12 protein-coding genes are annotated in these 13,130 nt (G+C 73.9%); 6 read left to right on the top strand and 6 right to left on the bottom strand.

Annotated elements, in window-relative coordinates; genetic code table 11:
* Positions 1-58: 58 nt before the first annotated feature.
* Positions 59-2,533: a DUF4153 domain-containing protein gene (locus OUQ99_RS25040; RefSeq protein ID WP_267946238.1), complete on the bottom strand. Its 2,475-nt coding sequence runs from the start codon at positions 2,531-2,533 to the stop codon at positions 59-61.
* A 222-nt stretch (positions 2,534-2,755) separates the two neighbouring features.
* Between OUQ99_RS25040 and OUQ99_RS25035 the strand changes: the two genes are divergently transcribed.
* Complete coding sequence (locus tag OUQ99_RS25035) at positions 2,756-2,947, top strand: ferredoxin (RefSeq protein WP_267946237.1); 192 nt, start codon at positions 2,756-2,758, stop codon at positions 2,945-2,947.
* On the opposite strand, the gene OUQ99_RS25030 is transcribed toward OUQ99_RS25035, so the two are convergent.
* Both OUQ99_RS25030 and OUQ99_RS25025 read right to left on the bottom strand, forming a co-directional pair.
* Positions 2,931-4,199 (bottom strand): NAD(P)/FAD-dependent oxidoreductase, encoded by a 1,269-nt coding sequence (locus OUQ99_RS25030; protein WP_267946236.1) that lies wholly within the window; start codon positions 4,197-4,199, stop codon positions 2,931-2,933. The two genes, OUQ99_RS25035 and OUQ99_RS25030, sit on opposite strands and share 17 nt — an antisense overlap.
* A 40-nt stretch (positions 4,200-4,239) precedes the next feature.
* A complete protein-coding gene (locus OUQ99_RS25025) occupies positions 4,240-5,202 on the bottom strand; it encodes an asparaginase (RefSeq protein WP_267946235.1) in 963 nt (320 codons plus the stop codon).
* Positions 5,203-5,541: 339 nt separating this feature from the next.
* On the opposite strand from OUQ99_RS25025, the gene OUQ99_RS25020 reads away from it, so the two are divergent.
* Entirely contained in the window at positions 5,542-6,516 is a 975-nt protein-coding gene (locus OUQ99_RS25020) for a 3'-5' exonuclease (RefSeq protein ID WP_267946234.1), read from the top strand.
* Here OUQ99_RS25020 and OUQ99_RS25015 read toward each other — a convergent pair.
* The 3 genes from OUQ99_RS25015 to OUQ99_RS25005 form a co-directional block, all read right to left on the bottom strand.
* On the bottom strand, positions 6,497-6,766 hold the full coding sequence (locus OUQ99_RS25015) for a hypothetical protein (RefSeq protein WP_267946233.1): 270 nt from the start codon (positions 6,764-6,766) through the stop codon (positions 6,497-6,499). The two genes, OUQ99_RS25020 and OUQ99_RS25015, sit on opposite strands and share 20 nt — an antisense overlap.
* A gap of 150 nt (positions 6,767-6,916) precedes the next feature.
* On the bottom strand, positions 6,917-7,576 hold the full coding sequence (locus OUQ99_RS25010; protein ID WP_267946232.1) for a TetR/AcrR family transcriptional regulator: 660 nt from the start codon (positions 7,574-7,576) through the stop codon (positions 6,917-6,919).
* A 71-nt stretch (positions 7,577-7,647) separates the two neighbouring features.
* Positions 7,648-8,334: a heme oxygenase (biliverdin-producing) gene (locus OUQ99_RS25005; protein WP_267946231.1), complete on the bottom strand. Its 687-nt coding sequence runs from the start codon at positions 8,332-8,334 to the stop codon at positions 7,648-7,650.
* Positions 8,335-8,842: 508 nt separating this feature from the next.
* Between OUQ99_RS25005 and OUQ99_RS25000 the strand changes: the two genes are divergently transcribed.
* The 4 genes from OUQ99_RS25000 (at position 8,843) to OUQ99_RS24985 (ending at position 13,129) form a co-directional block, all read left to right on the top strand.
* Positions 8,843-10,102 (top strand): PP2C family protein-serine/threonine phosphatase, encoded by a 1,260-nt coding sequence (locus OUQ99_RS25000; RefSeq protein WP_267946230.1) that lies wholly within the window; start codon positions 8,843-8,845, stop codon positions 10,100-10,102.
* Between the two features lie 23 nt (positions 10,103-10,125).
* Positions 10,126-12,066 carry an ATP-binding protein gene (locus OUQ99_RS24995; RefSeq protein WP_267946229.1) on the top strand — a complete coding sequence of 647 codons (1,941 nt, stop codon included), beginning with the start codon at positions 10,126-10,128 and terminating at the stop codon, positions 12,064-12,066.
* 29 nt (positions 12,067-12,095) lie between these two features.
* Positions 12,096-12,530 (top strand): response regulator, encoded by a 435-nt coding sequence (locus OUQ99_RS24990; RefSeq protein WP_267946228.1) that lies wholly within the window; start codon positions 12,096-12,098, stop codon positions 12,528-12,530.
* Positions 12,531-12,601: 71 nt separating this feature from the next.
* Positions 12,602-13,129: a low molecular weight protein-tyrosine-phosphatase gene (locus OUQ99_RS24985; RefSeq protein ID WP_267946227.1), complete on the top strand. Its 528-nt coding sequence runs from the start codon at positions 12,602-12,604 to the stop codon at positions 13,127-13,129.
* Position 13,130: the final 1 nt, after the last annotated feature.

Raw genomic sequence — 13,130 nt, 5'->3', positions numbered from 1 at the left:
CGGGCGGCCGGCTCCGGTCCCGGGGCCCCGTGACGGGGTTCCGGCCCCGGACCCGCGCTCAGTAGAGGGCCCGGCAGGGGCCCTCCTGGGCCGTGACGCCGTCGGCGGGGCCGGTCTGCGCGAACTGTGCGAGCTGCGCGCGGCCCCGGTGCCGCGACAGGTTCCACGAGGCGAGGCCCTCCTCCCCCGCGTCGTCCAGGCGGTACGCGATCCCGCTCAGGGCGCACGCGCGGTCACCGCCCTCCAGCTCCACCAGGGCGGGCAGGGCGTCGGCGGACAGGTCCCTCAGGTACCACGTGTCGACCTGTGTCAGCTCCAGGTCGTGGTGGCTCTCCGCGATGCGCAGGTCGGGGTTCCCGTAGGCGAACACCGCCAGGGCGACGCCGGCCAGGGCCGCGGTGCCCCTGGGCAGCCAGGCGGCGCGGCGGCCCAGGGTGTTGAGGACCCCGGCCGCGATCACCAGTCCGAACACCCCGGCGCTCCACACGATCCACGCCTCGGCGCTGATCCGCAGCCGCGTCAGGCCGAAGGCGTCGATGTAGAGCTGGAGCCGCATCATCGCCGAGGCGAGGATGACCAGGGTGAGCACGCACAGGAGCCCGAGCAGGGCGTTGCGCAGTGTCCGGGTGGCCGCGGGCCGGGACGGCAGGACGTACACGGCGACCGCGATGACGCACAGCACCAGCAGGCTGACGACCACCAGCTGGAAGAAGCCCTGGCGCGCGTACTCGGCGTAGGTGACCCCGGCGACCCGCTGGACGTGGTCGTCGCCGCCGAACATGGCGACTGCCTGCACCCCGAGGAACGCGGTGAACAGGGCGACCAGCGCGCCGAGCGGGATGGTCCACACCCAGACGGGCAGCGAGGGGGAGGCGGGCCCGGCCCCGGCGGGCCGGGCGGGTGCGTTCCCCGGGGCGCGGCGGCGCCTGGCGGCCAGGACGGCGGACCCGGTGAACAGGACGGCCGCCAGCATCGCGAACAGCCGGGAGAACCCGTCGAAGAACGTGCTCCCCGAGAACGCCCCCTCGAACAACCGCGCGATGTAGCTCGCGAAGACCGCGTCGGCGAAGGAGAACAGCAGGCCGAAGACGAGCAGGAGCGCGCCGGTGACGAGTGTGGTGAGCAGGACTGGGCCGGCCAGGCGCCGTCCGCGGCCGCTGCGCAGGGGGCCCACCAGGAACAGGGGGGTGGAGGGCAGGTTGCGGAACAGGCCGAGCGAGCCGCTGACGACCCCGACCGCGCCCTCGCGCGAGGAGGGGTTGCGTACGGAGAACGCGAGCGAGGCGAAGAAGAAGGACGAGGTGAGCGTCCAGAACAGCACCCAGCCCGCGTCGCGCAGGACCGCCGTGAGGAGCAGGGCGGCGGCGATCACGCCGTAGCCCGCCGACCAGGCGTGGGCGTAGCGGTCGGGGCGCGGCTCGCCGGCGTCCCCGCCGCGGGCGGTGACGGGGGCGGGCGGGGCCGCCGGTCCGGCGGCGCCGGTGTCGGGGGCCGGCGCCGGGGCGTCCGGCGTTCCGGTGCGGGTGGGCCCGGGGCCGGACGGGTCGGTGCCGGTGTCGGCGGCCGTGTGCTGCTCCGCCCCGTCCTGCCGGGCGTCCGCGTCCGCCTGTGTCTGCGCGACGCCGGTCTCCTGTGCCTCTGCGTCCCCGGTCTCTCGGGCGTCCCCGGCCTCCTGTGCTGCGCCGGTCGTCCCCGCCGCGACGGCGGAGCCGTCCTCCGGTGCCTGCACGACGCCGGTCTCCTGTGCGTCCTCGGCCTCCTCCGCGGCGCCGGTCGTCCCCGCCGCGGGGGTGTCTCCGGTCTCCTGCGCGTGCTCCGGGCCCGGTCCTTCGGAAGACCCCGGCCCCGCACACCCGGTGTCCGCGTGCCCGGAACCGTCATGCCCGGATTCGGTGCCCCCGGTGTCCCCGGAGCCGGAGGCGTCGGGACGCGTCTCCCCGGAGCGGGGGCTCCCGTCCTCCCCGCCGGGGACCGCGTCGCCGGTCCCGGGAGCGCGTGCCCCGTCCGCCTCCCGCGCGGCGGGGGCGTCCGCCTCCGGAAGCGCCCGGGAGGCGTTCCCGTCCGGCCCCTCGTCGCGGCCGTCCGCGCCGCCGGGAGCGCCGTCCGGGATGGGGGGACGCACCATCAGCGCCGTCAGGGCGGTCAGGCCCGCGACCGCCCCCGTGATCACGATGCCGAGCCCCGGGCGGTCGAGCGTCGCCAGGAAGGCCGCCACCACGCCCACGCCGAGGAGCGCGAGGGGGAGCCACACGGGCGCCTCGGGCAGGGGGATCCGGGTCCTGGCCCCCCAGAAGTCCTGCTGGTACAGCTGCGCGTAGCTCTGCCGGTCACGGGCGGGGTACGGGCCGTACGCCTGGTGCGGCGGGTACGCCGGGTGCGGGTGGGTCGTGTCCCCGGGCCGGCCCGGGCGGCCGTCCGTCCCGGCGTGTCCGGCCGTGTCCCCGGGCCCGCGCAGGGCCCCGGCGGAGGAACCGTGCCCGGAACCTCCGCCGGGACCCTGCGCGCCCCCGTCGGCCGTGTGTTCGCTCGGCATGCCACCCCTCTCCACGACGGCCCGGACGGCCCGTGCTGTCGTGACAGTTGGACAGTCGGACGGTGTCCACGGTTCACCGAATGCCCGACTTGTGTCATCAAGTTATGAATCGGGTCGAATAGGCGAATCCCCTCGGTCCCTGTGGTGACAAGGCCCTGCCCCGGCCGGGGGAAGTGGCTTAGGCTCGGGTCCTGCGACCGACCACGCGAGGGGCACACGAGCATGCGAGTCGAGGTCGACTACGACCAGTGCGAGAGCAACGCCCTGTGCATGGGCGCGGCGCCGGAGGTGTTCGAGGTCCGCGACGACGACTTCCTGTACCTGCTGGCGGAGGAGCCCGCCGCCGGGTCCCACGACGGCGTCCGCCGTGCCGAGCGGCTGTGCCCCAAGCGGGCCATCACCGTGCTGGAGTGACCCCCGCCGCGGCCAGGGCCTCGTCCCACGTCGTCGGCTTCTCCAACAGCCCGCGGTAGCGCATCGTCCGGGGCGTGGAGCGCAGCCCCAGCACGCCGGTGAGCATGCCGCCCCTGCCGAGGAAGGCCACGAACTTTCGGTCCTCCGGTGAACCGTGCACGAAGGTGACCTGATCCGCCGGTGCTCCCTGTCCCAGCAGCTGGAGCTTCATCTTGTATTGGTCCGACCAGAAGTAGGGCACGGGGGTGAAGGGCGTGCGCCCCTCCCCGGCGAGCAGGTTGCGGGCCGCGGCCTCACCCTGCTCGCCCGCGTTGGTCCAGTGCTCCAGCCGGATCCGGCCGCCGTAGCGGGGGTGCGGCCAGTTCGCGAGGTCGCCGACCGCGTACACGTCCGGCACCGCCGTCGCCGAGTACCGGTCGCACGCGACCGCCCCGTCGGCGAGCAGCTCCACCCCCGACCCGCGCAGCCACTCGGTGTTCAGGTGCACGCCGATCCCGGCGACCACCAGCGACGCCTCCACGGCGCTGCCGTCGGTCAGCCGGACCCTCTCCACCCGGCCGTCCCCCTCGAACCCGGCCACGCCGGCGCCGAGGCGCACGTCGACCCCGTTCTCCCGGTGCAGCTCGGTCAGGAGGCGGCCGATCCGCGGGTCCACCACGCGGGTCAGCGGCGTCGCCGCCGCCTCCACCAGGGTCACGTCCATGCCCGCGGCGCGGGCGCTCGCGGTGACCTCCGCGCCGACGAAGCCCGCGCCGACCACCACGAGGCGGCCCCCCGGGGCGAACGCCGCGCGCACCGCCTCGGCGTCGTCGAGCGTGCGCAGCACGTGGACCCCCGCCAGGTCGGTGTCCGGGCGCCGGGCCCGCGCCCCCGTGGCGATGACCAGGCCGTCGTAGCGCACGGTCCCGGCGGCGCCGCCCGGACCGGAGACGGTCACCTCGCGGGCCGCGGGGTCCAGGGCCACCGCCCGGGTGCCCGTGCGGAGGTCCAGGTCGAGGGCGTCGACGGCCGCGTCGTCGCGCAGGCGCAGGGCGCGGTGGCCCGCCAGCCACCCGGGCCCTCCGCCGGAGGGGTCCATGCCGATGCCGGTCAGCACCTCCTTGGACAGGGGCGGGCGCGAGTAGGGGCGGTGCGCCTCCTCGCCGAGGAGCGTCAGCCGCCCCTCGAACCCTTGTGCGCGCAGCGCCTCGGCCGCGTGCAGCCCCGCCATCCCGGCGCCGACGACGACTATCTCGTTCAGGGTGTCCCGCACGGTGCTGTGCCTTTCGGTGGTCCCTCCCCGGGGAGGGGCGTCAGAGTGGGCGGACCTCGCCGACGGGGGCGCCACCGCCGTGGACGTCCACGCGCAGCCGGTCCTGGACGGGGGAGACGTCCACACCGAGGGTCCGCAGGGCGTCGAGTGCGACCAGGGTACGCGCCCGCTCCTCCGCGTCCCCGTCGCTGATCTTGACGGCGACGGTCTCGCCCGTGGCCGCGCCGAGCACCAGGACGCCGTCGGCGCCGATCTTGGAGACCAGGCCCGGCATCCGGGTCATCAGGTCGGTGTCCACGCGGCCGGGGCCCGACACGTACTCGGGGTGGGCGCTCATCGCGTCCAGGACGGCCCGCTCGCGGCTGCCCCCGGGCGCGGTGCGCATCCGCCACAGGCCGCGGGCCAGCCCGGCCAGGGTCACGGCGAGCTGGGGCGCACCGCAGCCGTCCACGGCGGTGTGCGCGACCTCCTCGCCGCACACCTCCTCCGTGGTCTCGCGGACGAGCACCTGGAGGGGGTGGTCCGGGTCGAGGTAGTCGCCGGTGCTCCACCCGCGGGCGACGCACGCGGCCAGCATGGCGGCGTGCTTGCCCGAGCAGTTCATGAGCAGGCGCTCGGGCTCGCGCCCGGCGCGGACGAACGCGGTGCGGGCCCCGGAGCCGCCCGGGGCCGCGGGCGGGCAGCCGAGGGCGTCGGGGGTGAGGCCCGCGGCCGCGAGGATGCTCCTGGCCTCGTCCGCGTGGAAGTCCTCTCCGCCGTGGCTGCCGGCCGCGATGGCGAGGGAGCGGCCGGCGAGGGGGGCGCCCGCGCGCAGCGACGCCAGGGCCTGGAAGGGCTTGGCGGAGGAGCGCGGGAACATGGGCTGGTGCACCGGGCCGCGGGCGTAGGCGATCTCGCCGGACGCCGTCAGCCCGACGACCGCGCCGTAGTGGACGCTCTCGCGCATACCGGACCGGACGACCTCCGCCAGGGGGACGTACTCGGGCAGCGGGCTCTGGGGCATGCGGGCTCTCCTCGACGGTGAGGTTCGGTGGGCGCGGGGTGTCCTCCGGCGGGCGGACACGCGTAAGAACGTTACATAACCCCCCTTTCTTCCGTGTGTCCAGGTGGCCGGGCCCGGCTCGCCCCGGTGCGGCCGGGCCCCGGCGGCCCGGGCGCCCGGAGCCGGCCGGCGGGACACGGAGCAGGGGCTCGGCCCGGGCTCCGGCCGTGTCCCCTGACACGATCTGCCCGGACGACGCGTGCTGGGGGTTCGCTGTCGGACGCGGGGAGTAAGGTCGATGCCGGTACGCACCAGGAGAAACGGCCTGTGGCACGGCGCGACGAAGGAGTGGGGCACACGATGGGAACGCTGCGGATGGGCGCGCTGACCCGGCGCAGGGTCGGAATGCGGGCGGCGGACCTGGAGTACGCGGTACTCGACATGGAGACGACGGGCCTCGAACCGCGCGAGGGCGCGCGCATCGTGGAGATCGCGGTCGTGCGGGTCCGGGGCGACGGCAAGGTCGTCGAGGAGTTCAGCACCCTCGTGGACCCGCGCGCGGAGGTGGGCGGCCGGGAGTTCCACGGGATCGGCGAGGGGGACACCGTCGGCGCCCCCGTCATCGCCCAGGTCGTGCCCCGGCTGGCGGAGCTGCTCTCGGGGGCGGTCGTGGTCAGCCACAACCTCGACTTCGAGCTGCGCTTCCTCGGCTCGGAGCTGGTGCCCGCGGGGCTGCCGACGGGGCAGTCCGGGCTGTGCACGCTCCGCGCGCTGCGCTCCCAGATCGACCTCGACCGGTACTCGCTGCCCAAGGCGTCCTTCCGGCTCGGGGGAGACTGGCCGACCGGCCAGCACACGGCGCTGGGCGACGCCCGTGCCTGCGCCAAGCTCCTGGCGGAGATGATCGCCAACGCTCCGGGGGAGCTGCGCTACAACGGGCCCGCGCCCCGGACCCTGGCCGTGCCGGAGGCCGCGCCGGTGAGGGGACCGTGGGGCGTGGTCGAGCCGGTCCGCTGGAAGCCGCGCACGGCCTCGGTGCCGGGCGGCCTGGCGCCGCTGAGCCCGTGGCGGGCGGACTGGAGGCCCCGGGAGCTGGACGCCCTGCTCTGCGGCGGGGCCTTCGGCGCCACCGACCGGGCGATCGCGGAGCTGGCCGCCCAGCGCGACACCCGCTTCCGGGAGCGGCTGGCCACGGCGGCGGCCGTGACGGGCGGCATCGCCGCCACCGCCGCGGGGGGCCTGCTCGTGCGCATGGCGGGCAGCCGGGCGACGGGCTCCGCGATCGCCCGCCGGGCCGTGGCGGCCCGGGAGGCGCTCAGAGGCCGGACAGGGTGAGGAAGAAGGCCACGATCAGGGCGCTGCCCCCGAGCGTGGCCAGCAGTGCCTTGCCCTGCTCGGTGAGCCGGGCCGACTCCAGGCGGACGCGTGGAGCGGTCCCCGCGCGGCGTGCGGTGGCCAGGGGCCCCTCGGCGGCGGCGCGGCCGGCCCCGGGGGCCGGGAGCCGTCCGGGCACGTAGTGGGGCAGCTTGTTGAAGAGCGCGATCGACACCAGGACGGTGCCGACGGCGAGCAGGACGAGTGACACGTCGGGGCCTCGCTCTCGGTCGGAGGGCCGCCCGCCCGCGAGGGGCGGGCGGGTGACCGATTCTTACCGATGCCGAGATGCCGTGGCGAGTCTGTTTCGACCGCACCCTGTCCAGGGTCCTCTTACGGACCAGCCCTTATGACTCAGTGGTTACAGGGTCTCGCTCTGCGTGATTCCGGGGGAGGGTTTCGGGAGGACGGTGTCGATGGTTTCGGGCTCCACCCCGAGGGCGCGGAGAACGAACCGCGTGACAAGGGCGTGGGTCTCGTCCAGGTCGATCTCGCCGCTCACGAGCGGGAGGCGCTGGGAGCCGACCATCGACAGGGTGAGGCGAGCGACGGGCTCCGCGGGCAGGGGCTCGAACTCGCCGGCGGACGTCCCCTCCTCCAGGATCTCGGTCAGCAGGCGGTGCATGGGGGCGACGTGGTCGGCGAGCGCCTGGTAGGCGTCGGGGCCGAGGCTGGCGCCGAGTTCGGCGGCCGGCGGGTGCGGGTGCGCCATGATCCCCTCCAGCTGGAGGCGGACGAACGCCGACAGCCTCCGGGCGGCGGACACGCCCGAGGGGAGCTCGCGCCTGTACCGCTCCACGAACGCGCTGTTGACCTGCTCGGTGAAGGCGAGGAGCAGCGCGGGCTTGTCCGGGAAGTAGTTGTACAGGGCGGTGCGCGTGATGCCGGCGGAGTTGGCAACGTCGGTCATGGAGACGCGGTCGATCCCCTGGCTCCGGATCAGGTGGTCGACGGCCTCCATGATGCGCTCCCGTGTGCGGGCACGGTGGGCGGCGATGGTCGGCGCCGTGATCTTGGGCATCCCCCTATGGTGGCACGTCCGGGGGCCGGACCGGCATGGCCGGGAGACCGGGGCCGGCGGCGGGCGGCCCCTCAGGCGGCCGGGGCGTGGACGCGGCCCAGGTCGGCGAACACCTCGGTGTTGAGCTGGTAGGCGAGCCGGGTCTCGGCCACGAGGCGCGCGGCGGCCGCCTCGTCCAGGTCGAGGGAGTCGAGGCGCTCGCGGTACCCGGCACGGAACCGGGGAAGGCTGCCGAGCGCGTCGAAGACGTAGAAGGCGACGCCCGCCCCGTCGGACAGGCCGTAGGCCCCGGCGGCGGCGCGGCGGATGAACTGCCCGCCGGACACGTCGCCCATGTAGCGCGTGTAGTGGTGGGCGACGAACCCCTCGGGGTGGCCGGCCATCTGCTCGATCCGCGCCGCGTAGGTGCGGGTGGCCGGACCCGGCGAGATCCGCTCGCGCCAGTCGGGGCCGAGCAGGTGCTCCAGGTCGCGGACGAGCGCGGGGAGCCGTTCGAGCTCGGGGTAGTGGAACCTTCCGGCGACGGGGTCGTCCGACAGCCTCCGGCCGACCTCCTCCAGCGCGGCGTAGGCGAAGTAGTGCTGGGCGACCATCTCGGTGTAGCCGGCCAGGGGGAGGGAGCCGTCGAGGAGGGCCCGGGTGAACCCGTGGTCCTCGGCGGCCCGGTGGTCGCTCCACGTCGCGGCCTTGAGCCGTTCGGAGAACAGCTCGGGCGAGCCGGGTGCGGCCGTCGAGGGGGCCTCGGCCGTTGCGCTCATCTGCGCTGTCCGCCTTCCGTGTCGGAAACTTTATGACATCATGTCATTTAGGTGGGAGGGGCTGTCAAGACGGATATGACGGGTCGTCGTGAAAAAATCCGCCCGTGTGTCGCCCGTGCTCCCGGGCCCGCCCCGTCCCCGTCCCCGCACCCCCGCGCCGCAAGGGGTCCCGGCGTCGCGCGGTCATGTCCTGCACGTGCCCTTGCATGCGCATATGCCGGTTCTGCGTGGTTGTGGGGGCGGCGTCGCACCGGGCGCCCGGCACGCGGGACGCAGGCCCCCGGGAGGCCGCCCCGGGGGCGGTTCCGGCCGTCGGCGTCGGATGTGTCTCGTTACGCCTGCTGGTCAACAGGTCGCCGGGGCGATTATCGTTTGTGTGTCGTGTGGTCCGAACCGCCGGGAAGCACCGAGGGATCTCCTCGGCGCGCCGTGCGGGGCAGGCACCCGCGGTCCGGCAGACCAGAGGCGATGAGTGGATACCAGGAGAACAGGGCACGATCCCCGGACGGTGATCGGTGAGGGGGCGGCACAGGCCGCTCCCGCCAACGGCGCTGCCCCCCACGGCGGCGCCTCCCTGGGCGACGACGCCGTCCTCAACGACCGGGTGGAGGCCACCGTCGAATCGCTTGACGTCCTGCTTGTCGAAGACGACGCGGGCGACGCCTTCCTCGCCGAGGAACTGCTCGCCGACACAGCCCTGAACACCCGCATCACCTGGGTCTCCACCCTGGCGGACGCGCGTGAGCACCTGGAGGGCTTCCGCGGCTGCGTCCTGCTCGACCTGAACCTGCCCGACGCCCACGGCCTGGAGCTCCTCCGCGAGATCCTGGAGGGCGCGCCGGCCGCCGCCGTCGTGGTCTTCACCGGGCTCGACGACGAGCACGAGGGCGTCGCCGCGGTCGCGGCCGGAGCCCAGGACTACCTCGTCAAGGGGCAGGTCGACGGCTCCCTGCTCGGCCGCAGCCTCCGCTACTCCCTGGAGCGCCGCCGCGCCGACGAGGGCGCACGGCAGCTCCGCGAGGCGCGCATCCGCGCCCGGGAGAACATGCGCCTCGAACGCGGCCTGCTGCCCCAGGTCCTGCTCCAGCGCTCGCCGCTCAGCCACCGCGCCTACTACCGGCCCGGCCGCAAGCGCGCCCTGGTCGGCGGCGACTTCTACGACGCGGTCGAGAAGGACGGCACCACCCACGTCGTCATCGGCGACGTGAGCGGGCACGGCCCCGACGAGGCCGCCCTCGGGGTCAGCCTGCGCATCGCGTGGCGCGCCCTCATCATGGGCGGGGTCGACGAGGCCAGGGTGCTGCCCAACCTGGAGGCCATCCTGGTCAGCGAACGCGCCCAGGAGGAGATGTACGCGACGCTGTGCATGGCGAGCCTGGACACCGGCGACGACCGGGTCAGGCTCCGCGTCCTGGGACACCCGCCGCCCATGATCGTCCAGGACGGCGCGGTCGAGGAGACGCGGGTCACCCCGCAGCCCCCGCTGGGCGTCTTCCCGGTGGAGGAGACGGCCACGGACGAGGTCGTCCTGCCCGTCGGGGCGAGCGTGCTCTTCTACACCGACGGCCTCGTGGACGCCTACGACGGCGGTCCGCCCGAGCGCCTGGAGGTCGCGGGCCTGCGCCGGATGGTCACCGGAGTCCTGGGGCAGGGCGTCTCACTGGCCCGCCTGCCGGAACACCTGGTGGACGAGGCGGAACGCAGCAACGGCGGCCCGCTCCAGGACGACGTGGCGATGCTGCTCATCACCCACGGAGAGTTGGAGTGAGCCCGACCCGGGAGGGAACGGCCATGGACACCGACACGACGGAGGGACCGGGGACGGACCCCGGCCCCGGCCTGCTCGGAGGCGTCTCGATCGGCGGCGGCCAGTTCGTCAACGGGGCCGACCGGGAGCGCTCGCGCCCGGCCCACGAGTCGTGGAGCCTGCGCCGCCGGGTCACCAGCCTCCTGACGGTCGTCGCCGTCGTCCTGGTCGTGGCCGTGTCCGTCATCACGCTGGCCGCCCTCAACGCCCGCGACAACCTCGCCCTCCAGGTGGACTCCCTGACCCCGGCGGTCAGCTCCGTCGACCAGACCCACTCGTCCTACCTGAGCCAGGACCACGCCCTGCGCGGCTACATCCTCACGCAGGACCGGGACTTCCTGGAGCCCTACATCGCCTCCCAGCTGACGCTGGCGGAGAACCAGGCGGCCCTCTCCGAGCTGGCCGAGGAGAACCCGGAGGTCGAGTCCAACGTCGAGGACCTGCTCGCCGCGGGGCGGCTGTGGACCGACGAGTTCGCCGAGCCCGCGCTGGAGCAGGTGAGCAGCGGCCAGGAGATCTCCCGGGAGGACCTCCAGCGCGGCCGCATGCTGTTCCTCGACCTGTCCCGGATCGCCGACGCCACGACCCAGCAGCTCCAGAGCGAGATCGACCAGGCGCGGGAGGGGCTGACCCTGGCCACCCAGCAGGTTGTCGCCCTCCTGGTGCTGGTGGGGCTGGTCGTGGTCTTCCTGTCGGTGTTCCTGTGGGTGATGCTGCAGCAGTGGGTGCTGCGTCCCCTGGACGAACTGGCCGGGCACATGCGCCAGGTCTCGGAGGGCTACTACGCCCACCGCATCTCCCTGCACGGGCCGCCGGAGATCGTCCGGCTGGGCCGGGACGTCGACTCCATGCGCGAGCGCATCGTCCAGGACCTGGACGAGGTGGCGTCCGCGCGGCGCAAGCTCCAGGAGCAGTCCACGCTGCTGGAGCACCAGACCGAGGAGCTGCGCCGCTCCAACCTGGAGCTGGAGCAGTTCGCCTACGTCGCCTCCCACGACCTCCAGGAGCCGCTGCGCAAGGTGGCGAGCTTCTGCCAGCTGCTCCAGCGCCGCTACCAGGGGCAGCTCGACGAACGGGCCGACTCCTACATCGACTTCGCCGTCGAGGGCGCCAAGCGCATGCAGACCCTCATCAACGACCTGCTGGCGTTCTCCCGCGTCGGGCGGACCAGGAACTTCGCCTCGGTCAACCTGGACGCCGCCCTGGACGACGCCCTGAGCAGCCTGTCCACCCGCCTGGAGGAGGTGGGCGCCGAGGTCACCTGGGATCCGATGCCGACCGTGCAGGGCGACCGCACCCTGCTCACGCAGGTGTTCTTCAACCTGGTGGGCAACGCGGTCAAGTTCCGCGGCGACGAGGACCCGCGGGTCCACCTCGGCGTGGAGCGGCAGGGCGACGAGTGGGTGTTCTGCTGCGCCGACAACGGGATCGGGATCGAACCGCAGTACGCCGAGCGCATCTTCGTGATCTTCCAGCGGTTGCATACGAGGGAGAAGTACACGGGCACCGGCATCGGCCTGGCCATGTGCAAGAAGATCGTGGAGTTCCACGGGGGCAGGATCTGGCTCGACACCGGGTCCGGGACCCCTGAGGGGGCCGAAACCTCCGGCGAAGGCGACTCCGGGCAGACCGGAACCCGCATATGCTGGTCCTTGCCCGCGGATTCCGAACACGAGGACGACACGGCGGCCCCGGAGAGGGGAACCGTCGGAGGCGCTCCCGTCGATATCGGAGACGAGGGCACCGAGGACGCCGAGGCCGACACCCCCGAGGCCTCGGTGCCGACGGCCGCACGACAGCCCACGGGCGACGGCGACACCGGAGCGGAGAGCACGGACGCGGACGACATGTCCGGGGACGGGCGACCCGCCCCGCCCGCCGCCGGTGGCGGTACGGTTCCCCCCGACCACGGGGTGGGGCCCTGAGTCAGGGGTCTGGAAGTTTGAGCGAGGTCATGTTGGTGCATCCCATCGAGGTGCTGCTGGTCGAGGACGATCCAGGGGACGTCCTGATGACCAAGGAGGCGTTCGAGGAACACAAGCTGGGCAACCGCCTGCACGTGGTCTCCGACGGCGTCGAGGCCCTCCGGTTCCTCCGCCGCGAGGGGGAGTTCGCCGACGCGCCCCGTCCGCACCTGATCCTCCTCGACCTCAACCTGCCCCGCAAGGACGGCCGGGAGGTGCTGGAGGAGGTCAAGAACGACGAGGACCTCGCGCACATCCCCGTCGTGGTGCTCACCACCTCCGAGGCCGAGGAGGACGTGCTGCGGAGCTACCGCCTGCACGCCAACGCCTACGTGCCCAAGCCGGTGGACTTCGACCAGTTCATCAAGGTGGTCCGCCAGATCGACGACTTCTTCGTCACCGTGGTGCGCCTGCCCAAGGGGTGACACCGGGGGACGGAGCGGACGCGCTGGAGGGGGAGCGGGTGGCGGCACCCGTTTTTCGTTACGGTTGGGGCATGAGCTTGCCGGAACCCCGTGATCCCGCCGGTCCCTACCGTGTCAGTGTGGTGTGCCTGGGCAACATCTGCCGGTCGCCCATGGCGGAGAAGGTCCTCACCGCCGACCTCGAACGCGCCGGACTGGGAGACCTCGTCGAGGTCGACAGCTCCGGCACCGGCCACTGGCACGTGGGCGGGGAGATGGATCCGCGCGCCGCGTCCACGCTGCGCGTGCACGGCTACCTGACCCACCACACCGCCCGCCAGTTCGACCCGTCCGACCTGGCCACACGCGACCTGGTCCTGGCCATGGACCTGGACAACCTCGACGAGGTCAGGCGCTTCGTCGACGAGCACGGCGACAAGCACGGCTTCGACATGTCGCGGCTGCGGCTCTACCGGTCCTTTGCGCCCGGCGGCGGTCCCAACCCGGAGGTGCCCGACCCCTACTATGGCGGCGACGACGGTTTCACCGCCGTCCTCAACATGGTGGAGGCCGCGGCCAAGGGCCTCACGAGCGAGCTCGTCACCCGGCTGCGGGGGTAGC

The sequence above is a fragment of the Streptomonospora nanhaiensis genome (assembly GCF_026642255.1).
GTDB classification, from domain to species: Bacteria; Actinomycetota; Actinomycetes; order Streptosporangiales; family Streptosporangiaceae; genus Nocardiopsis; species Nocardiopsis tropica.
Note: the sequence above shows the minus strand (reverse complement) of the source record. Positions and strands in the feature narration are given on the sequence as shown.

Bases quoted from the DNA above. Each gene is read 5' to 3' on its own strand.
- OUQ99_RS25035 (WP_267946237.1), top strand. From the start codon at position 2,756: ATGCGAGTCGAGGTCGACTACGACCAGTGCGAGAGCAACGCCCTGTGC.
- OUQ99_RS25010 (WP_267946232.1), bottom strand. From the start codon at position 7,576: ATGCCCAAGATCACGGCGCCGACCATCGCCGCCCACCGTGCCCGCACA.
- OUQ99_RS24995 (WP_267946229.1), top strand. From the start codon at position 10,126: ATGGACACCGACACGACGGAGGGACCGGGGACGGACCCCGGCCCCGGC.
- OUQ99_RS25020 (WP_267946234.1), top strand. From the start codon at position 5,542: ATGGGAACGCTGCGGATGGGCGCGCTGACCCGGCGCAGGGTCGGAATG.
- OUQ99_RS25040 (WP_267946238.1), bottom strand. From the start codon at position 2,533: ATGCCGAGCGAACACACGGCCGACGGGGGCGCGCAGGGTCCCGGCGGA.
- OUQ99_RS25025 (WP_267946235.1), bottom strand. From the start codon at position 5,202: ATGCCCCAGAGCCCGCTGCCCGAGTACGTCCCCCTGGCGGAGGTCGTC.
- OUQ99_RS24985 (WP_267946227.1), top strand. From the start codon at position 12,602: ATGAGCTTGCCGGAACCCCGTGATCCCGCCGGTCCCTACCGTGTCAGT.
- OUQ99_RS24990 (WP_267946228.1), top strand. From the start codon at position 12,096: ATGTTGGTGCATCCCATCGAGGTGCTGCTGGTCGAGGACGATCCAGGG.
- OUQ99_RS25005 (WP_267946231.1), bottom strand. From the start codon at position 8,334: ATGAGCGCAACGGCCGAGGCCCCCTCGACGGCCGCACCCGGCTCGCCC.